Here is a 17,951-nt window from a genome sequence, read left to right as displayed (position 1 = left end):
CCGCCGGTCCGGGGCGGGCCACCCGGACATGGCCGGTTCGACCACGATCCTGTGCCATCGGGATACTTGTATACTCTGGTCCGCCGACCTAACAGCCCCTGGCAGAGAAGCAGTGAGCGGACCAGCAGCGAGCAAACCCCAGGTGAGCAGCAGGTCGGTCGTTCTCGACGCGATCCGCGCGGCCGGGACGATCAGCCGGGTCGGGCTGATCCGGGCCACCGGTTTCACCGCGCCGACCATCTCCACCCTGGTCCGCAAGCTGATCAACGAGGACCTGGTGGTCGAGACCGGTCACGCGAAGTCGACAGGCGGCAAGCGCCGGGTCCTGCTCCAGCTCAACCACGCCTCCCGGTACGCCGTCGGCGTGCACCTGGACCACGGCGTCATCACGTACGCCCTGACCAACCTGGGCGGCACGGTGGTGGCCCGGATCTCCCGCCCGGGTGCCGGCGCGCTGGAGCCGACGGTGGTGGTGGCCCGGATCGCCACCGAGATCGCCGCGCTGATCGACGGGGTCGGGGTGGAGCGGGACCGCATCCTCGGCGTCGGCCTGGTGTTCCCCGGACCGGTCAACGCCACCCGGGGCATGGGTGGCCCGCCGGACGTGGGGCTCGCCCCCGCCATGCGGCAGTGGAACGGGTTCCCGCTGGGCGCGGCGCTGGAACAGGTGACGACCCTGCCGGTGGCGCTGGACAACGACGCGACCGCGGCGGCGCTGGGCGAGCACTGGACGGGCGGGTTCGGCACGGCGACCTCGGCCGCCGCCCTCTACATGGGCACCGGCATCGGCGCCGGGCTGGTCATCAACGGCAGCACCTATCGGGGGCCGAGCGGCAACGTCGGCGAGCTGGGGCACGTGTGCGTGTCGGCCGACGGGCCCCGGTGCTGGTGCGGGGCGCGGGGCTGCGTGGAGGCGCTGGCCGGGCCGGCGGCGGTGGTCGCCGCCGCCCGGTCGGAGCCGGCGACGGCACGGGCGGTGGGGTTCACGCCCGGCGTCCGACGCCCCTCGGTGGTCGCCGACTTCGCCGCGATCAGCCGGGCCGCCCGCCGGGGCGAGCCGCACGCGCTGGCGTTGCTGGAGCGGTCGGCCCGGCACGTCGGGGTGGCCGCCCGGACGCTGGCGAACCTGATGGACCTGGAGGTGCTGGTGCTGACCGGCCCGAGCCTGGCCACCGCCGGGTCGGTGTACCTGCCGATCGTCCGGCACGAGCTGCGCGCCTGCTTCGCCCGGGGTACGCACACCGTCGACGTCCGGCTGTCCCGTTCCGCCGCGACGGCCTCGGCCATCGGCGCGGCGGCGCTGGTCCTCGAGTCCGAGCTGGTCCCGCCGGGCCACGGGCCCCGCCCGCCCGAGCAGGTGTCCGGTCAGCGGGTCCGGCTCACCGAATCGGCAGGCTGAGGAACCCGGGGGTACGCGATGGACGACACGTGGCGCACGAGCGCGGTGGGGCTGGTGCTGGCCCGGCCGCCCCGCCTGCTCGGCACCGAGCCGTTCTTCATGGAGTTCATCGCGGGTATCGAGGAGCGGCTCGCCGCGCACGGCCGGTCGGTGCTGCTGCACGTCGTCGCGCACCACGACGCCGAGATCGCCGCGTACCGTCGGTGGGCGCGGCAGCGGCTGGTCGACGCGGTCGTGCTGGTGAACCCGTCGGTCGACGACGCCCGGCCGGCGGTGCTGCGGGACCTGCGGCTGCCCGTGGTGGTCGCGGGTGAGCCCACCGGCGACAACCCGGCGGTCCGCCGGGACGACGCCGGGTCGATGCGGGCGGCCCTGGCGCACCTGGTGGAACTGGGGCACCGGCGGGTGGCCCGGGTCAGCGGGCCGGACGCGCTGCTGCACACCCGGACCCGGACGGCCGCGATGCTGACGGCGGCGGCGGAGTCGGCCGTGGACGCCGTGGTGGTGGCGGGAGACTACTCGGCGGAGTCGGGGGCGCGGTTGACCACCGGGCTGTTGGACGGGCCCGCACCGCCCACCGCGATCATCTACGACAACGACCTGATGGCGGTGGCGGGCCTGCACGCGGTCACCGAGCGGGGTCACCGGGTGCCTCGGGACGTCAGCCTGATCGCCTGGGACGACTCCAGCCTCTGCCGGCTGGCGTCGCCCGCGCTGACCACGATGAGCCTCGACGTGCACTCGTTCGGCGAGGCGGTCGGTGAGGCGGTGCTGCGGCTGGTCGCCGGTGAACCGGTGCCGCAGCGCTGGTGTGCCACCGAGACGGTGGTCGCCCGGGGCACGACCGGCCCACCCCGGTAGCACGGGAACGCGTTCCACCTGGCAACCCGTCGAAAAGGCATCGATACGCTTGACTTAGTAAGGCGAATAAAGAAAGCTCGCAGGCGCGCTCCCATCGACGCTCCCCTCTATGCCTAGGAGAGCTTCATGACACGTCGTCATGCCCTGCTGGCGGCGACAGCCGCCGGCACGCTGGTGGCCGCCAGCCTGACCGCGGCCACCCTGCCCGCCTCGGCCGCCGCCGCGGGCTGTGCCGTCACCTACACCGTGCAGAGCCAGTGGAACGGCGGGTTCAGCGGCAACGTCGCCATCACCAACCTCGGCGCGGCGCTGACCGGCTGGACGTTGACGTTCGACTTCCCGGACACCGACCAGCGGGTCACCCAGGGCTGGAGCGCCACCTGGTCGCAGTCCGGTGCCCGGGTGTCGGCCGCCAGCATGAGCTGGAACAGCGCGCTGAACACCGGCGCGTCCACCACGATCGGCTTCAACGGCGCGTGGAGCGGGACCAACCCCGTTCCCACGTCGTTCGCGCTCAACGGGACGACCTGCACCGGCGTGGTCAGCCCGACGACACCCACGCCACCGCCCACGACGACGCCACCGCCGACCACCCCACCGCCCACCACGCCGCCACCCACCACTCCCCCGCCGACCACGCCGCCGCCGACCACCACCCCGCCGCCCAGTGGGGCCGCGCCGAGCCTGCGGGTCTCGGGCAACCGTCTGGTCACCGCGGCCGGGGCGACCTACCGTCTGCTCGGCGTCAACCGGGCCAGCGGCGAGTTCGCCTGCGTCCAGGGCAAGGGCATGTGGGACAGCGGGCCGGTCGACCAGGCCTCCGTCGACGCGATGAAGGCCTGGAACATCCGTGCGGTGCGCATCCCGCTCAACGAGGACTGCTGGCTCGGCCTGTCCGGGTCGCCCAGCGGGGCCGCCTACCAGCAGGCGGTCAAGGCGTACGTGAACCTGCTCGTCGCCAACGGGATCAACCCGATCCTCGACCTGCACTGGACCCACGGCCAGTACACGGGCAACATCTCCGCCTGCCCCGACGTGAACGCCACCTGCCAGAAGCCGATGCCGAGCAGGCAGTACACGCCGCAGTTCTGGACCGGGGTGGCCACCGTGTTCAAGGGCAACGACGCAGTGCTGTTCGACCTGTTCAACGAGCCGTACCCGGACGCCGCCAACAACTGGTCGGACATGACGGCCGCGTGGCGCTGCCTGCGTGACGGCGGCACCTGCACCGGCATCGAGTACCCGGTGGCCGGCATGCAGAGCCTGGTCGACGCCGTCCGCGCCACCGGGGCCACCAACGTCCTACTCGTCCCCGGCCTGACCTGGACCAACGACCTGACCCAGTGGCTGGCCTACAAGCCGACCGACCCGCGCAACAACCTCGTCGCCTCCTGGCACTCGTACAACTTCAACGCCTGCGTCACCGAGACCTGCTGGGACACCCAGATCGCGCCGGTGGCCGCGCAGGTGCCGGTGCACGCCGGGGAGATCGGCCAGGACACCTGCGCCCACGACTACATCGACCGGTTGATGACCTGGCTGGACAGCGAGCGGCTGGGCTACACCGCCTGGACCTGGAACCCGTGGGGTTGCAGCGGCGGCAACGTGCTCATCGAGGACTACAGCGGCACCCCGACGAAGAGCTACGGCGAGGGCTACCGGGCCCACCTGCTCTCCGTGACCCCGTAACCGGCCCCGCCCGACCCACGCCGGGTGCGTCCGGGTCGGCGCGACACCACCGCCCTCGGCGTGGCGGTGGTGTCGCGCCCTCCCGCGCCGGACGCGCACGGGATCAGGAACAGTTCCTGCCCTTGTTGATGCAGGTGGCGATGCGCTGCATGGTCTGGGCGGAGTTGACGTTGACGAAGTCGTTGTGGTCGGAGAACGGGTTGTGGTTCTCCTCCGGGAACGAGTCGAGCGCGTACTGGCCCTTGAGCTGCACGTCCCGGGGGATGTCGTAGCCGACGGTGATCCGCAGCTGCGGGATCGCCCGGAAGCCCTGCGGGCACGCGCCGGTGGCCTTGTCGGCGAACGCGACGTGGTTGCGGTGGTTGTCGCTGTCGACGTTGCGGCCGTCCCAGCAGCCGGGGAAGTCGTGCACCCGCTGCACCTGGCTGCCGGCGGGGCAGATCGGGTACCTGTCGGCCAGCCGGTCGGCGAAGCCCGAGCAGGTCCAGGTGGCGCGGGCGTTGGCCGGGCCACGGCTGGTGGGCTTGGCGTCACCGGTGAGCGCCCGGAGGAACTTCGGCATCGGCACCACCCGGCTGACGGGGTTGCCGCGGTACTCGATCAGCACCTGCGCCGGGCGGACGATGCCACCGGTGTTGCCGGGCAGTTCCAGGTCGGGCCCCTGCGGGTCGGGCAGCGCGGCTGCGGTGGTGGGTGCGGCTGCGGTGGTGGATGCGGCTGCGGTGGGGGTGCCCGCCGGGGCGGGGGCCTGGTCCAGGGTGCAGGTGGCGAACGCGTCGAGGCCCTGCGGGCGGGCGGCCTGCCGGCCGATCGCGATGGCGATCCGGTCGAGCACCGCGATCCGCTTGGCGCGCAGCGGGCCGAGGATGGCGTTGTCGACGAAGTCCGGGCCGCCCTGGCCCCGGCTGGTGACGAGGCGTTCGTTGGCCTCGGAGAGCTGCCTGTCGAGTTCGTCGAGGTTGCGGTTCACCTCGGCGAGCGCCCCGGCGGGCACGCCGGGCAGCTTGTCCCGCACGGTGGGGCACTGGATGCGCGGGTTGGCCTCCTGGGCCGCCGTGACGCTGGCGCGGTGGGCGTCGCCGGGCATCCGGGCGTGCATGTCGTCGTAGCTGATGTCGCACTCGACCAGCGAGACCAGGCCGGGCTGGTTGCCGCCGGCGGTGGTGACCGCGCTGCTGATCTGCTTGATCGTCGCGGCGCGGCGGGCCCGCAACGCGTCGGTGACCTCCCGGTTGAACGCGGCGTCGATGCGGCCCCGGCTGGCCGTCATCCGCTGGTTCGCGGCGGCCTGCTGGCGGTCCAGGTCGGACAGCAGCCGGTCGACGGTGCCCCGGGCCCCGGTCGGGACCGCGCGCAGCCGCTTGCCGACCGAGGGGCAGACGACCAGCGGCTGGGTCTGGGCGAGGGCCTGCCGCACCTGGGCGTCGTTGCGGACGCTTTTGTCGATGCGCACCACCGGCCAGAAGTAGGACGACCTGTCGCCGTTGCGGCAGGTGGTGCCGGAGGCGTCCAGGTCGGCGTCGGAGGAGTTGGCGGTGATCGCCAGGTTGCCGACGAAGTCGTGGACGTGTTCGGCGCCGTTGCGGATGCCGGGCTGCGCCACCGGGTTGTCCGGGCTGAACTTGCCGTTGCCGTTCGTGCCGCAGTCCACGGTGAACCGGCCGGTCGACCCGCCGGGGGCCGGCTGCGGGACGCGTACGTTCGGCGGCACCTTCTCGATCGGCACGAACTGGTCCAGGCTGGTGGCGGCGTCCGCGGTGCCCCGGCCGCCACCGGAGACGAAGGTGGCGGTGAGCGCACCGGTGGCCGCCAGCACCAGTGCGGCCAGGGCGATCCGGGCCGGCCGGGTGTGGACCAGCGGGGTCCCGTCGGGTCTGCGGTTCATCGGAATTCTCCTCCAGGCCGGAAGCCGGCTGCGGTGATGTGCTGTCGCCCGGGGGTACGGCCCGGCGGGTGGGCAACGGTCACCGTCGGGCGGGTACGTCATGGTTCGGTAAGAAGTCCCACCGGTGCTACCAGGTGGTCAGGAGCAGGTGGTTGACCGTGAGCGCGACCGCCGCCTGCACCACCAGCCAGCCGCGCCGGTCGGCCGCGGGGATCAGGGCCGCGCCGGCCGTCAGCCAGACGGTGAACGGCAGCCAGATGCGTTCCACCTCGGCCTTGCTGTAACCGGACAGGTCCGCCGCGACGATCATCACCGTGGCGGCGAGCGGCAGCAGCCAGGCGGCGTGCTCCGCGTCCGGCCGCCGCGCCGCGAGGGCCCGCCGGGCGGCCGGCACCGCCCGCCGCAGGATCACCGCCGCCACCGGGCCGGCGGCCACCACGACCAGCGCCAGGTCGGCCCAGACCCAGTAGCCGTACGCCCGGTCGGTGGCGATCCCCTGGTAGTAGCGTTCGATGACCAGGTGGTAGCCGGTGGGCCACCAGAATCCGGCGGCGGTGAACCCGGCGGCGACCGGCAGCGCCCCGACGAAAGCCCACCCCACGGTGCGCCGGTGCCGGCCGGCCAGCACGACGACCGCCAGCGCGAGCGGGCCCATCAGCACCAGCCCGTACGACAGGTAGCAGCCGAACGCCAACAGGGCCCCACCGGCGAGCGCCCCCACCGCACGCCCCCGGGTGAGGCCGTGGGCCAGCAGGGCGATCCCGGTGGCGGTCACCCCGGCGAACAGCCCGTCGGCCGACACCCCGGCCCAGACCGCCCCGGGGAACAGCACCACGAACGGCAGCACCGCGCGGGCCGCCGCCTCGGTGCCGAGCAGTCGTACGGTGTGCGGCACGGCGACGGCGACGAGGCCCGCTACCAGGATGCACAGCGTCCCCGCCCAACCTCCGCCGGACAGCCCGATCCGGTCGAGCCCGACGAAGACGAGCAGCGCCCCCGGCGGGTGGCCGGAGACGTGGGTGGTCCAGGAGTCCGGTTGCCCGTCGAGGATCCGACCGGTGAAGCCGGCCAGCATGGCGGGGACGTCGGTGACGCCGGGGACCTCGTGCAGGTATTCGTGGCGGGTCGTCAGCCGTCCGGCGACGCCCCGGTGCCAGCCGTCGACCAGGGCCAGCGACAGCGTCCAGGCCACGGCGGTGACGTAGCCGAGCGCGAGCAGCGGTCGCCAGGGCAGCCGGGTGGCCACCGCCGGCCCGCGCCAGCAGACCAGCGCGGCCACCAGCAGGGCCGCCGGGGTGCCGATGCCGAGGTGCGGCAGCCACTGTGCGAACAGCGGCGCGGCGCTGGCGTGCACCGGGTGGCCGAGCAGGTAGAGCACCCCGCCGGTGACGGCGGCCACCGCGAACAGGCAGGCGGCGGCAGCGGCGGCGATCACGTCGGCGCGCGGTGGGCGACGGTGAACGCCGCCGTCCAGCTCGCCCCGACGGCCGCCCGTTCGCTCGGGCGGAGCCGGACGGGTGCCGGGCGTCCGGGCCGGACGGTTGCCGGGGGTGCCGCTCACCCGCGCAGGGGGGCGTGGGCGAACTCGGCGATCCCCTCGGCGAGCCCCACGGCGGCCCGGAACCCGAGTTCGGTTTCCGCCCGGGTGGGCGAGGCGACCACGTGCCGCACGTCGCCGAGCCGGAACTCGCCGGTGACCACGGGCGGCGGCCCGTCGGCGGCGCGGGCCAGCTCCGTGGCGACCTCGGCGATGGTGACCGGCCGGCCGGAGGCCACGTTGTACGCCCGCCAGCCGGTGCCGGTGCCGGTCGCGTCCAGCGCGGCGAGGTTGGCCGCCGCCACGTCGCGGACGTGCACGAAGTCGCGGCGCTGCCCGCCGTCCTCGAAGACCCGGGGCGCGCGACCGGCCTCCAGCGCGGACCGGAAGATCGCCGCGACCCCGCTGTACGGGGTGTCGCGGGGCATCCCCGGCCCGTAGACGTTGTGGTACCGCAGCGCCACCACCGCGCCACCGGTCTGTCGCGCCCACGCCGCGGTCAGGTGTTCCTGGGCGGCCTTGCTGGCGGCGTACCCGCTGCGCGGGTCCAGCGGATCGTCCTCGTCGACCAGTCCCGGGGTGAGCGTGGCGGCGCAGCGCGGGCAGGTCGGCTCGTACCGGCCGGCGGCCAGGTCGGCGACGGTACGCGGCGCGGGACGCACCGGACCGTGCCCGGCGCAGGCGTACGCGCCCTCGCCGTAGACCACCATGGAGCTGGCCAGCACCAGCCGGTGCACGCCCGCCCGGGCCATCGCGGCGAGCAGCACGGCGGTGCCGAGGTCGTTGCAGCCGACGTACTCGGGCAGGTCGTCGAGGTCGACGCCGAGGCCCACCATGGCGGCCTGGTGCACCACCGCGTCGACCCCGTCGGCCAGGACGGCGGCGAGGGCCGGCCGGTCCCGGACGTCGAGCCGGAGCAGCGGTGCGCCCGCCACGGTGTCCGGCAACGGCCGGCGATGCGCGCCGGGGTGGCCGGAGTCCACCACGGTCACCCGGTGGCCGGCGTCGTGCAGGGCGGTCACCACATGGGTGCCGATGAAACCGGCGCCGCCGGTGACGAGTACGTGGGTCACCCGCCGACGGTAGGGCCGGTGGCCGCCGTCGTACGCCGGCCGCGACCAGCCGTCAGTGGTTCGTAAGAACTGCGCGGCGGTCGGGGATTCCGTCATCGTCAGGTAAGAATTTCGCAGCCGGTGGTGCCCTAGCGTCCCGCTACATGACCGATGTGGTTCTTCCCTGCCGCGACGAGGCCCCGGCCCTGCCCGACCTGCTGGCCCGGATGCCGGCCGGCTACCGGCCGATCGTGGTGGACAACGGCTCGACCGACGGGTCGGCGGCGGTGGCCCGGGCCTGCGGGGCCGAGGTGATCAGCGTGGCCGAGCCCGGGTACGGTGCGGCCGTGCACGCCGGGGTGCTGGCGGCCGACCCGGTCGACGGGGTGGTGTGCGTGCTGGACGCCGACGGGTCGTTCGACCCGGCGCAGCTGCCCCGGCTGGCCGATCCGGTGCGGTCCGGTGCGGTGCACCTGGGCACCGGCCGGCGTCGGCCGACGGGGCGTGGGGTGTGGCCGTGGCACGCCCGGGTCGGCAACGCCGTGCTGGCCCACCGGCTGCGCCGCACCACCGGCCTCGACGTGCACGACATCGGGCCGATCCGGGCCGTCCGCCGCGACGACCTGCTGGCGCTGGGGTTGCGGGACCGCCGCTTCGGTTATCCGCTGGAGTTGCTGATCGCGGCCGGCCGGGCGGGCTGGCGGGTGCTGGAGGTCGACGTCGATTACCATCCCCGGGCGGCCGGCACCCGGTCGAAGGTGACAGGCACCGTGCTCGGCACCGCCCGCGCCGTGCGGGACATGGGCACGGTGCTGGCCCGGTGAAAGCCCACCGTCCACCGGCCGCCCTGCGGGTGCTGGTGCTGGCCAAGACGCCGGTGCCCGGCCGGGTCAAGACGCGGCTCTGTCCGCCCTGTACGCCCGCGCAGGCCGCCCGGGTCGCCGCGGCGGCCCTGGCCGACACCCTGGACACCGTCGGCACGGCCACGGTCGACGCCCGGGTGCTGGTCGTCGACGGTGACCTGCCGGCCCCGCCGGGCTGGACGCGGCTCGCCCAGCGCGGTGGCCCGCTCGCCGACCGGCTCACCCACGCGTTCCTCGACACCCGTACGGCGGGCGCGGCGACCCTGCTGGTCGGCATGGACACCCCGCAGCTCACCGCCGCGCACCTGGAGACCGCGCGGGACCTGCTCGGCCGGACGGACGGGCCGGACGCGGTGCTCGGTCCGGCCGACGACGGCGGCTGGTGGACGCTGGGGCTGCGCGACCCCGGCCACGCCACGGTGCTGCGGACGGTCCCCACCTCCGTGGCGAGCACCGGCGCACTGACCCTGGCCGCGTTGCGCCGCCGGGGCCTGCGGGTGCACCTGCTGCCCCGGCTGCGGGACGTGGACACCGCCGTCGACGCCCACGCGGTGGCGGCGCTGTGCCCGCCGGGCAGCCGGTTCGCCCGCGCGGTCGCCGTCGACGTGCCGTCGCCCACGGCGGTGGCCGGGTGAACGCGGTGGCGTTGTTCGACGCCGCGTTCGACCGGGCCGCGTCGGGTGTCCCCGCCGCGTTCACCGCCCGGCACCCCAGCGGCGGGGTGCTGCGGTTCGACCCGGCGCTGTGGTGCCGCGACGCCGTCGCCGGGGACGCGTCGCTGCTGGCCCGGTGCACCGGCCCGACCCTCGACGTCGGGTGTGGACCGGGCCGGCTCACCGGTGCGTTGATCGACGCCGGGCGGCCCGCGCTCGGCATCGACGTCAGCGCCACCGCCGTCCGGTTGGCCCGGCGGCGCGGCGCGGTGGCCCTGCGCCGGGACGTGTTCGGGCCGGTGCCGGGGGCCGGGCGGTGGCGGCACCTGCTGCTGGCCGACGGCAACGTGGGCATCGGTGGTGACCCGTACCGGCTGCTGCGCCGGTGCCGCCGGCTGCTGGCCGCCGACGGTCGGTTGCACGTCGAGTTCGCCCCGCCCGGGACACCGGCCTGGTCCGGTACGACCACGGTGCGGACGCCGGACGGTACCGACGGCCCGTTGCCCTGGGCCTGCGTACCCCTGGACGGTCTGTCGGCGCTGGCCGCACAGACGGCGCTGCGGGTACGGGACACCTGGACCGAGGCGGGCCGGTGGTTCGCCACCCTCGACCTGCCGTGAGCGGCCGTACGCCGGTGCTGCGGCGGTGGATGGCACCGCCGGCGGCCCTGCGCCCCGACCGGTTCCCGTCCCCGCTACGGACGACCCGGCTGACCAGTCAGCTCGGCGTCGCGCTCGGGGTGGCGTTCGCCGTCTGTTTCCTCACCGGGTTGCTCAGCCACCTGATCCAGCACCCGCCGGGCTGGTTCCGGTGGCCGGCCCGGCCGGTGGGGCTCTACCGGTTCACCCAGGGGCTGCACGTGGCGACCGGGCTGGCCACGGTGCCGCTGCTCGGGGCCAAGCTGTGGTCGGTCTACCACCACCTGTTCCGCTGGCCGCCGGTGCGGTCGGTCGCGCACGCGGTCGAACGCGCGAGCGTCGGCGTGCTGGTCGCCGCGGCCCTGTTCGAGGTGGTCGGCGGGGTGTTGAACGTCGCCCGCTGGTACGCGCCGATGCCGTTCTTCTTCACCGCCGGGCACTACCGGGTGGCGTGGCTGGCGGTGGGCGCGCTGCTGGTGCACGTCGGCGTGCAGTTGCCGGCGGTCCGGGCCGCGCTGGCCCGCCCGGACGTCGGGTCGCCGCAGGAGCGGCTCAGCCGGCGCGGGTTGCTCGCCGGGGTGGCCGCCGCGGCCGGGCTGATCACCCTGACCACGGTCGGGCAGACCGTCCGGCCGCTGTCCGGCCTGGCGGTGCTCGCCCCGCGCCGGCCGGACGTCGGCCCGCAGGGGCTGCCGGTGAACCGGACCGCCCGCCGCGCCGGGGTGGACGTCGGGGATCCGGCGTACCGGCTGGTGGTCGACGGTCCGGGCGGACGGGTCGCGTTGGATCTCGCCGCCCTGCACGCCCTGCCGCAGCACACCGCCGACCTGCCGATCGCCTGCGTGGAGGGGTGGAGCGCGACCGGGCGGTGGACGGGGGTGCGGCTGCGGGACCTGGTCGCGCTGGTCGGGGCGGACCCGGGCCGGGCGAGCGTCCGCGTCGAGTCGTTGGAGGCGGCCGGCCGCTACCGGGCGTCAACGGTCGGGCCGGCGCACGTGGCCGACCCGGCGACGCTTATCGCGTTGCGGCTGGGCGGGGAGCCGCTGCATCCCGACCACGGCTACCCGGCCCGGTTGATCGCGCCGAACCGGCCGGGCGTGCTCCAGACCAAGTGGGTCGGCCGGCTCGTCGTCCGGGAGGCGGGGTGAGGGCCCGGGTGGCGCTCGTCGCGGCCGGCACCCTGCTCATCGGGTACGCCGTGGTGGGCGCGTGGGCCGACCCGGAGCTGGCCCCGGCGGGGGTGCTGGTGTTCCTGGCCGGGGTGCTGGTCGGGCACGACGTCGTCTGGATGGCCGGGGTGCTGGCCGTCGGGGCGCTGCTGGCCCGGTTCGTCCCGCGCCGGCACCGGCCGGTGGTACGGGCCGGGGTGATCGGTTCCGCCGCGCTCACCGTCGTGGCGCTGCCACTGGTGCTGGGCTTCGGCCACCCGCCGGACGATCCGTCGGTGCTGCCGCTGCCGTACGGCCGCAACCTCGCCGTGGTGCTGCTGCTCGTCGCCGCCGCGACGGCGGTGGGCTGCCTGCCGGTGGAGCTGCGGCACCGTCGACGCACGGTCGGTCGGGGCGGGACGGGGGCGAGGTCGCGGGCCGACGACGCGAGCACGCCAGGGCCTTTCGATCCACCGTGACCGGGTGCCGCCCGACGACGACACCACCCCTCATCGAACGATGCCCGTCGATTATTGACACCCCGGAAACGATCGCTGAGACTTGTCTGCAACACGTAGGCAACAATCAGGGCACCGGACGCGACGCACCAATGTTAACGCTCACAGCGATCTCGGTGCGATGTCCCGACCAGAGAGGCCCGATCACGTGACCGACCACTCCCCGACCCGGATCACGTCGCCCTCAGCGGCGGCGCGGCGACACCGTCCGCTACGCCGGCTGCTGGTCACGCTGGCCGCCGTGGCGACCGCGATGGTCGGCGGCGCGGTCGTCGTGTCGTCCCCGGCCACCGCCGCCACCAGCGGGTTCCGTGGCATGAACTGGGCCGTGCTGGGCGACAACTTCAGCACCGGCCCGCTCGTCGTACAGGGACTCAGCGCCTCCGACAGCAACGCGACGGTACGGGCCAAGGCCAACGCCCTCTACGACGACATGGCCGCCACCATGGGGGTCAACACCGTCCGGCTGCCGGTCAACACGCACACGGTCGGGACGGCGTGGTGGGAGGCGTACCGGGGGGCCATCGACGCCGCCACCGCACGCGGCTTCAAGGTCATCCTGGCGTACTGGGAGGACGGTGCCGCCTCCGGTGGCCGGATCACCAACCTCGCCGCCTGGAACGCGATGTGGTCCACGGTGACCAACACGTACGGCTCCAACCCCAACGTCTACTTCGAACCGATGAACGAGCCGCACGGTTACAGCTCGACGGAGTGGCGCAACGTGGCCGCCAACTGGCTCAGCTACCACTACTCGGCGGTGCCCGGCCGGGTGCTCATCGGCGGCACCGGCTTCAGCCAGGACCTGCGGGACATCTGCAACGACAGCCGGTTCAACGCGACGCTGCTCTCCTTCCACCACTACGCGTTCTTCTACAGCGAGATGAGCTACGACGCCTTCCGCAGCCACATCCAGACCCGGCTGGGCAACTGCGCCTCCCGCGCCGTCGCCACCGAGTGGGGCGCGCCGATGAACGACGGCCGCAACTACGCCGACGCCAACAGCTCCGACAACTTCGTCCGGCACATCCGGGCGATGGCCCAGGTGATGCGGGACAACCAGATGGGCGGCACCTACTGGCCCGCCCTCGGCGGCAAGCCCGGCACCATCGGCTACGACTGGTACTCGATGTACGCGCTCAGCGGCAGCGGCACCGACCTCAACCTGAGCGTCCGCAACCCCTCCGGGGCCGACCGGGTCCGCTACGGGTGGGGCGACACCGTCGGCGACGGCCCCACCACGCCGCCGCCGAGCACGGGAACGTACTACCGGGTCACCGTGCGGCACAGCGGCAAGGCGATGGACGTCCAGCAGCCGAACACCGACAACGGCGCGCGGGTCGGCCAGTACGCCTACGCCGGCAACGCCTGGCAGCAGTGGCAGTTCGTCGACGCGGGCAGCGGCTGGTGGCGGCTGGTCAGCCGGCACAGCGGAAAGTGCCTCGACGTGACCAGCGCCTCCACCGCCGACGGTGCCGAACTCATCCAGTACACCTGCGGCAGCGGCACCAACCAGCAGTTCCAGATGGTCACCAACGGCAGCTACTTCCAGCTGCGGGCCCGGCACAGCAACAAGTGCGTGGACGTGCCGGCCTCGTCGACCGCCGACGGCCAGGTGCTCAAGCAGTACACCTGCAACAGCGGCGCCAACCAGCAGTGGTCCCGCACGGCCGTCTGACGACCGGTCCGGCCGCCGCACCGACCCCGGTGCGGCGGCCCGGCGTCGGTCCTGCCGCGGGCCGGTGACCCGCGACCGGGGCACCCGGCTCTACCGGCCGCCGGCGGCCGGGCCGGGCAGGCGGCGGGCCAGTTCCCGGCGCAGCAGGTCACGGCCGGGGCGCTGGTAGACCAGTGGAACCCGGACCTCGTACGGCCGGCTCTGCCCGGCGACCGCCCACTCCCACCGGGCCAGCGGAGGGATGGTCTGCTCCGGGTCGGCCGGCTCGATCACCAGGACCGGGTACAGCCGCCCCGTGATCTCCGCGCGGGCGACGTTCGACCACCCGACGACGAGGGTGCGCCCACCCGGGCCGGACACCTCGAGGTGGTCCGCGGTGAGCCGCAGCGGCAGCTGCGGCTGGTGACCGGTGGCCGACGGACGGGCCGCCCCGCGCAGGAGGCCGAGGGCCAGGATCCACAGCGCGGGTGTCCACAGCCCGTCCCACCACGGGTCACCGGAGATCAGGTTGGCCACCGCCACCGCCAGCGCCGCCGTCAGCACGCCCGTGGCCAGCACGGCGACCTGACGCCGGCGGGAGCGACGGAACTCGATGGCGGGCGGTTCATCGGCGGCGGTCATCACGGCGTTCTGCCCGGCCGGTCACCGAGCCAAACGGACCGTTCCCGCCGGGCGCGCCCGTCAGTGCAGCCGACGCTTCCAGTCCCCCGGCACCCGGCCGGCGGGGCCGGGTGCCGGCTGGTCGGACGGACGCGAGTGCGGCGGGGCCAGCTCCGGGCCGTGCGGGTGGAACCGGTCCGCCGGGTAGTCCCAGAACCAGTCCTCGCCGGGTTCGAAACTCTGCACCACCGGATGCCCCTCGGTGGCGGCGTGCGCCGTCGCGTGCTGGCCCGGCGACGAGTCGCAGCAGCCGACGTGGCCGCAGGCCGCGCAGCGGCGCAGGTGGAACCACCATCCGCCGGACGACTCGCACTCGACGCAGCCGGGGCCGCTGGGCGGGGTGGCCGGACTGATCCCCACCGTGGTCGCGGTGAGCGGCTCGGGCTGATCCTGCACGCGGTGCTCCTCTCGACTCGCCGGCTACGGTACCCGGACCGTCGCCGTGGCGTCCCGCCCCGTTGGCCCCGGCCGGGTGAGCCGGCCGCACCGGTGCGCCCCCGTTCACCGTCGCCCGGTGCCGCCGGGTCACCCGTCGCGCCCGGCAGGTCCGCCGGATGCGCGCCGGAACCGTCAGAGGTCGGCCAGGAGGCCGGCCAGTTCGACCGGCCGGCTGAGCATCGGCCAGTGCCCGGAGTCGATGTCGACCAGGTCGACGCGCCGGGCCTTGGCGAGTTCGGGCAGGTCACCGGCGTCGATCAGGGCCTGCGCCTGGGCCGGGGAGAACTCGGGACAGACCAGCACGACCGGCACCTCGTACCGTCGGGTGTCGGTCAGCCGCACGGTCCCCCGGGCGACCCGCTCGGGCACCGGGACGGCGGCGGCGGCGAACTCCCGCCGGGCCCGGTCGTCGAGGTCGGCCGCGTCCGGGCCCTCGAAGGGCGCCCAGCCGGGGAAAGGCATCACCCCGTCCTCGATCGGGAAGAAGTCGGCGTAGGAGTCGCCGTCGCCCGGTGGGAACCCGCCGATCAGCACCACCCTGCGCACCGTCGAGGGCCGGGCGTCGGCGGCCAGCCAGGCCAGCGAGCAGGCGGCCGAGTGCCCCACCACCACCGACCCGCCCGGTGCCGCGTCGACGGCGGCCAGCACCGCGTCGATCTGGTCGTCGAGCGTCGCCGTGGTGTTGCCGTCACCCTGGCCGGGCAGGCGTACCGCCACCGCGTCCCGATCGCGTGCCGCCAGTTCGGCCACCACGCCGTCCCACACCGGGGCGTCGAGCCAGAGACCACCGACCAGGACGATCCGTTCATCCGTCATAGGGGTCAACCTAGAGCCGGTTCCGGACGTTTTCCTTCCGGTACCGTCCGTCGCGTGGAGAACGTCAGCCCCACCGCCCGCGCCCTGCGGACGCTCGACATCCTGCGCGACCGGCCCGGCACGACGGCCGCCCAGCTCGCCGCGGGCCTCGGCGTGACCGAGCGCGCCGCGCGCCGCTACGTCGAGGTCCTCCGGGAGGCCGGCATCCCGGTCGAGTCCGTCCGGGGGCCGTACGGGGGTTACCGGCTCGGCCGGGGCGCGCGGCTGCCGGCCGTCGTGTTCACCCAGGAGCAGGTCCTCGGGCTGGTGATGGCCGTGCTCGACGGGCAGCCGGCCGCGATCGACGCCGACGGGCTGGTCGGTGCCGCGTTGAGCAAACTCATCCGGGCGCTGCCCGACAGCGTCGGACGGCAGGCGGCGGCGCTGCGCACGTACGCGGCGGCCGCCGCAGACCGACGGGCGGTGCACGCCGACCCGACCACGACCAGCGCGCTGGTCACGGCCGTGGCCGACCGTCGTCGGGTGGCCGTGCGCTACACCACCGAGGGTGGCGCCTCGTGGGAGGCCGAGGTCGACCCGTGGGCGGTGGTGGTGCGTCACGGCCGCTGGTACCTGCTGTGCCACTCGCACCGGGCGGACGCGGTCCGCACGTACCGCATCGACCGGATCGGGGCCGTACGGCAGCTGCCGCAGCCGTTCACCCCGCCCGCCGACCTCGACCCCGTCGCCACCCTGGAGGCGCACCTGGGCTCCGGGTGGAAGTACCCGACCCGGGTGGTGTTCCACGAGCCCTACGAACGGGTGGCCCCCTGGGTCGGGCCGACGATGGGCCGGCTGGAGCCGGCCGGCGAGCGCTGCGTGCTCACCGGCAGCACCACCAACACCCGGATGTACGCCGGGGAGTGGCTGGCCGCCGTCCCGTTCGGTTTCACCGTCGAGGAGGGGCCCGAGCTGCGGGCGGCGGTGGCCGCGCTCGCCGCCCGCCTCGCCGCCGCCGTGGCCGACGACGCCCGGCCGGCGGCGGCCGGGGGCACGGGGGACGGGCCCCGCCCCGGTCAGTAGACGAACGGCCAGCCGGCGGTGTCGTAGCCGAGCAGGTTGATGCCGAGCAACGACGCGCCGTTGTCGGCGTAGTAGTGGTAGACGAGCACCTCGGCGTCGGTGTCGGTGAACACCGCCTGGTGCCCGGGTCCGTGGACGCTGCCGTGCCCGGCGAGCACCTGGGTGCCACCGCCGGCGGTCATCGGCACCCCGTTGCGGTCGACGTACGGCCCGGTGACCGACGTGGATCTGCCCACCATGACCCGGTAGGTGCTCGCCGCGCCCTGGCAGCAGCGGTCGAACGACACCCACAGGTAGTAGTAGTTGCCGTGCCGGACGATCACCGGGGCTTCGATGGCTCCGCCGTTGCGTCCCGCGATGCTGTGCAGGGTCGTGTCGGAGCGTTTCCCGGTGGCCGGGTTCAGCGCCACCATCTTGATGCCGGACCAGAACGATCCGAAGCTGAGCCACCACCGGCCGGACGCGTCGACCACCAGGTTGGGGTCGATCGCGTTGAAGTTGTCCGACGTCCGGGACTCGACCACCAGACCCTGGTTGGTCCAGCTGCCCGACGCGCCGGTGGTGCTGGTGGCCAGGAAGATCGCCGACCGGTTGGAGCCGAACGTGGAGGCCGAGTAGTACAGCCAGTACCGGCCGTCGCGGTAGGTCAGGTCCGGCGCCCACAGGTTGCTGCTGCCGCCGGTGTACGTGGTGGTCCACGGCGCGCCGCCCGGGAACACCGTGCCGGCGTTGCGGAACGCGGTCCGGTCGGTGGAGGTCTTGAGCGCGATGTTGGTGCCGGTGTGCGCGACCAGGTAGCCGCCACCGGGGCGGATCACGATCGTCGGGTCGTGCACCCCGACGTCCCCGGTGACCCGGCCCGGGCCGGGGTAGGACGCGGGTGGCGTGGTGGGGGTCGCCGCCACCCGGGGCGCGGCCGTCGACGCCGACGGTGATCCTCCGGCGATGCCGGCGGCCACCAGCACGACCGACAGGCAGACCGACGCCAGCCGGCGGAGGGTGGACGGATGCTGTACGGAGGCGGGCGAAGTGGTCACGACAGTTCCCTGGGTCG

At 74.5% G+C, this 17,951-nt stretch carries 17 protein-coding genes; 10 read left to right on the top strand and 7 right to left on the bottom strand.

Annotated elements, in window-relative coordinates; translation table 11 throughout:
• The first annotated feature begins 142 nt into the window (after positions 1-142).
• From ACN260_RS09770 to ACN260_RS09760, 3 genes are all read left to right on the top strand, one after another.
• Positions 143-1,399 (top strand): ROK family protein, encoded by a 1,257-nt coding sequence (locus ACN260_RS09770; protein WP_422755640.1) that lies wholly within the window; start codon positions 143-145, stop codon positions 1,397-1,399.
• Positions 1,400-1,417: 18 nt separating this feature from the next.
• Positions 1,418-2,260, top strand: a complete 843-nt coding sequence (locus ACN260_RS09765; protein ID WP_422755639.1) for a LacI family DNA-binding transcriptional regulator — start codon at positions 1,418-1,420, stop codon at positions 2,258-2,260.
• A gap of 126 nt (positions 2,261-2,386) precedes the next feature.
• Positions 2,387-3,949 (top strand): cellulase family glycosylhydrolase, encoded by a 1,563-nt coding sequence (locus ACN260_RS09760; protein WP_422755638.1) that lies wholly within the window; start codon positions 2,387-2,389, stop codon positions 3,947-3,949.
• A 103-nt stretch (positions 3,950-4,052) separates the two neighbouring features.
• Here ACN260_RS09760 and ACN260_RS09755 read toward each other — a convergent pair whose 3' ends face one another.
• The 3 genes from ACN260_RS09755 to ACN260_RS09745 all read right to left on the bottom strand — a co-directional run bounded on the left by ACN260_RS09755 (position 4,053) and on the right by ACN260_RS09745 (position 8,444).
• Positions 4,053-5,834, bottom strand: a complete 1,782-nt coding sequence (locus ACN260_RS09755) for a DUF1996 domain-containing protein (protein ID WP_422755637.1) — start codon at positions 5,832-5,834, stop codon at positions 4,053-4,055.
• 127 nt (positions 5,835-5,961) lie between these two features.
• Positions 5,962-7,395 (bottom strand): hypothetical protein, encoded by a 1,434-nt coding sequence (locus ACN260_RS09750; RefSeq protein ID WP_422755636.1) that lies wholly within the window; start codon positions 7,393-7,395, stop codon positions 5,962-5,964.
• Positions 7,392-8,444 carry an NAD-dependent epimerase/dehydratase family protein gene (locus tag ACN260_RS09745; protein WP_422755635.1) on the bottom strand — a complete coding sequence of 351 codons (1,053 nt, stop codon included), beginning with the start codon at positions 8,442-8,444 and terminating at the stop codon, positions 7,392-7,394. Before ACN260_RS09745 ends, ACN260_RS09750 begins: the two co-directional genes overlap by 4 nt.
• Positions 8,445-8,587: 143 nt before the next feature.
• Between ACN260_RS09745 and ACN260_RS09740 the strand changes: the two genes are divergently transcribed.
• The 6 genes from ACN260_RS09740 to ACN260_RS09715 all read left to right on the top strand — a co-directional run bounded on the left by ACN260_RS09740 (position 8,588) and on the right by ACN260_RS09715 (position 13,921).
• Positions 8,588-9,247 (top strand): glycosyltransferase family 2 protein, encoded by a 660-nt coding sequence (locus ACN260_RS09740; RefSeq protein WP_422755634.1) that lies wholly within the window; start codon positions 8,588-8,590, stop codon positions 9,245-9,247.
• Positions 9,244-9,921, top strand: a complete 678-nt coding sequence (locus ACN260_RS09735; RefSeq protein ID WP_422755633.1) for a TIGR04282 family arsenosugar biosynthesis glycosyltransferase — start codon at positions 9,244-9,246, stop codon at positions 9,919-9,921. The genes ACN260_RS09740 and ACN260_RS09735 overlap by 4 nt, the downstream gene beginning before the upstream one ends.
• A gap of 86 nt (positions 9,922-10,007) precedes the next feature.
• A complete protein-coding gene (locus ACN260_RS09730; protein WP_422756678.1) occupies positions 10,008-10,559 on the top strand; it encodes a methyltransferase domain-containing protein in 552 nt (183 codons plus the stop codon).
• On the top strand, positions 10,556-11,725 hold the full coding sequence (locus ACN260_RS09725; protein WP_422755632.1) for a molybdopterin-dependent oxidoreductase: 1,170 nt from the start codon (positions 10,556-10,558) through the stop codon (positions 11,723-11,725). The genes ACN260_RS09730 and ACN260_RS09725 overlap by 4 nt, the downstream gene beginning before the upstream one ends.
• Entirely contained in the window at positions 11,722-12,204 is a 483-nt protein-coding gene (locus ACN260_RS09720; RefSeq protein WP_422755631.1) for a hypothetical protein, read from the top strand. The genes ACN260_RS09725 and ACN260_RS09720 overlap by 4 nt, the downstream gene beginning before the upstream one ends.
• A 187-nt stretch (positions 12,205-12,391) precedes the next feature.
• Positions 12,392-13,921 carry an RICIN domain-containing protein gene (locus ACN260_RS09715; RefSeq protein ID WP_422755630.1) on the top strand — a complete coding sequence of 510 codons (1,530 nt, stop codon included), beginning with the start codon at positions 12,392-12,394 and terminating at the stop codon, positions 13,919-13,921.
• A gap of 90 nt (positions 13,922-14,011) precedes the next feature.
• On the opposite strand, the gene ACN260_RS09710 is transcribed toward ACN260_RS09715, so the two are convergent.
• The 3 genes from ACN260_RS09710 to ACN260_RS09700 form a co-directional block, all read right to left on the bottom strand.
• The gene (locus tag ACN260_RS09710; protein WP_422755629.1) at positions 14,012-14,542 is read right to left on the bottom strand and encodes a hypothetical protein; all 531 of its coding nucleotides are present in this window, start codon (positions 14,540-14,542) and stop codon (positions 14,012-14,014) included.
• A 60-nt stretch (positions 14,543-14,602) separates the two neighbouring features.
• The gene (locus ACN260_RS09705; protein WP_422755628.1) at positions 14,603-14,977 is read right to left on the bottom strand and encodes a UBP-type zinc finger domain-containing protein; all 375 of its coding nucleotides are present in this window, start codon (positions 14,975-14,977) and stop codon (positions 14,603-14,605) included.
• 174 nt (positions 14,978-15,151) lie between these two features.
• Positions 15,152-15,835: an alpha/beta fold hydrolase gene (locus tag ACN260_RS09700; protein ID WP_422755627.1), complete on the bottom strand. Its 684-nt coding sequence runs from the start codon at positions 15,833-15,835 to the stop codon at positions 15,152-15,154.
• A gap of 54 nt (positions 15,836-15,889) precedes the next feature.
• Here ACN260_RS09700 and ACN260_RS09695 point away from each other — a divergent pair, with 54 nt between their 5' ends.
• A complete protein-coding gene (locus ACN260_RS09695; protein ID WP_422755626.1) occupies positions 15,890-16,897 on the top strand; it encodes a helix-turn-helix transcriptional regulator in 1,008 nt (335 codons plus the stop codon).
• Here ACN260_RS09695 and ACN260_RS09690 read toward each other — a convergent pair.
• Positions 16,891-17,934 (bottom strand): arabinan endo-1,5-alpha-L-arabinosidase, encoded by a 1,044-nt coding sequence (locus tag ACN260_RS09690; protein WP_422755625.1) that lies wholly within the window; start codon positions 17,932-17,934, stop codon positions 16,891-16,893. The two genes, ACN260_RS09695 and ACN260_RS09690, sit on opposite strands and share 7 nt — an antisense overlap.
• Positions 17,935-17,951 lie beyond the last annotated feature (17 nt).

It is taken from the genome of Micromonospora sp. WMMD708 (genome assembly GCF_049315245.1).
Taxonomy (GTDB): domain Bacteria; phylum Actinomycetota; class Actinomycetes; order Mycobacteriales; family Micromonosporaceae; genus Micromonospora; species Micromonospora wenchangensis.
This window is presented reverse-complemented; position numbering and strand designations above follow the sequence as displayed.

Excerpts from the sequence above, each read along its gene's own strand:
- ACN260_RS09765 (WP_422755639.1), top strand. The coding sequence starts at position 1,418 with ATGGACGACACGTGGCGCACGAGCGCGGTGGGGCTGGTGCTGGCCCGG.
- ACN260_RS09760 (WP_422755638.1), top strand. The coding sequence starts at position 2,387 with ATGACACGTCGTCATGCCCTGCTGGCGGCGACAGCCGCCGGCACGCTG.
- ACN260_RS09755 (WP_422755637.1), bottom strand. The coding sequence starts at position 5,834 with ATGAACCGCAGACCCGACGGGACCCCGCTGGTCCACACCCGGCCGGCC.
- ACN260_RS09740 (WP_422755634.1), top strand. The coding sequence starts at position 8,588 with ATGACCGATGTGGTTCTTCCCTGCCGCGACGAGGCCCCGGCCCTGCCC.
- ACN260_RS09710 (WP_422755629.1), bottom strand. The coding sequence starts at position 14,542 with ATGACCGCCGCCGATGAACCGCCCGCCATCGAGTTCCGTCGCTCCCGC.
- ACN260_RS09700 (WP_422755627.1), bottom strand. The coding sequence starts at position 15,835 with ATGACGGATGAACGGATCGTCCTGGTCGGTGGTCTCTGGCTCGACGCC.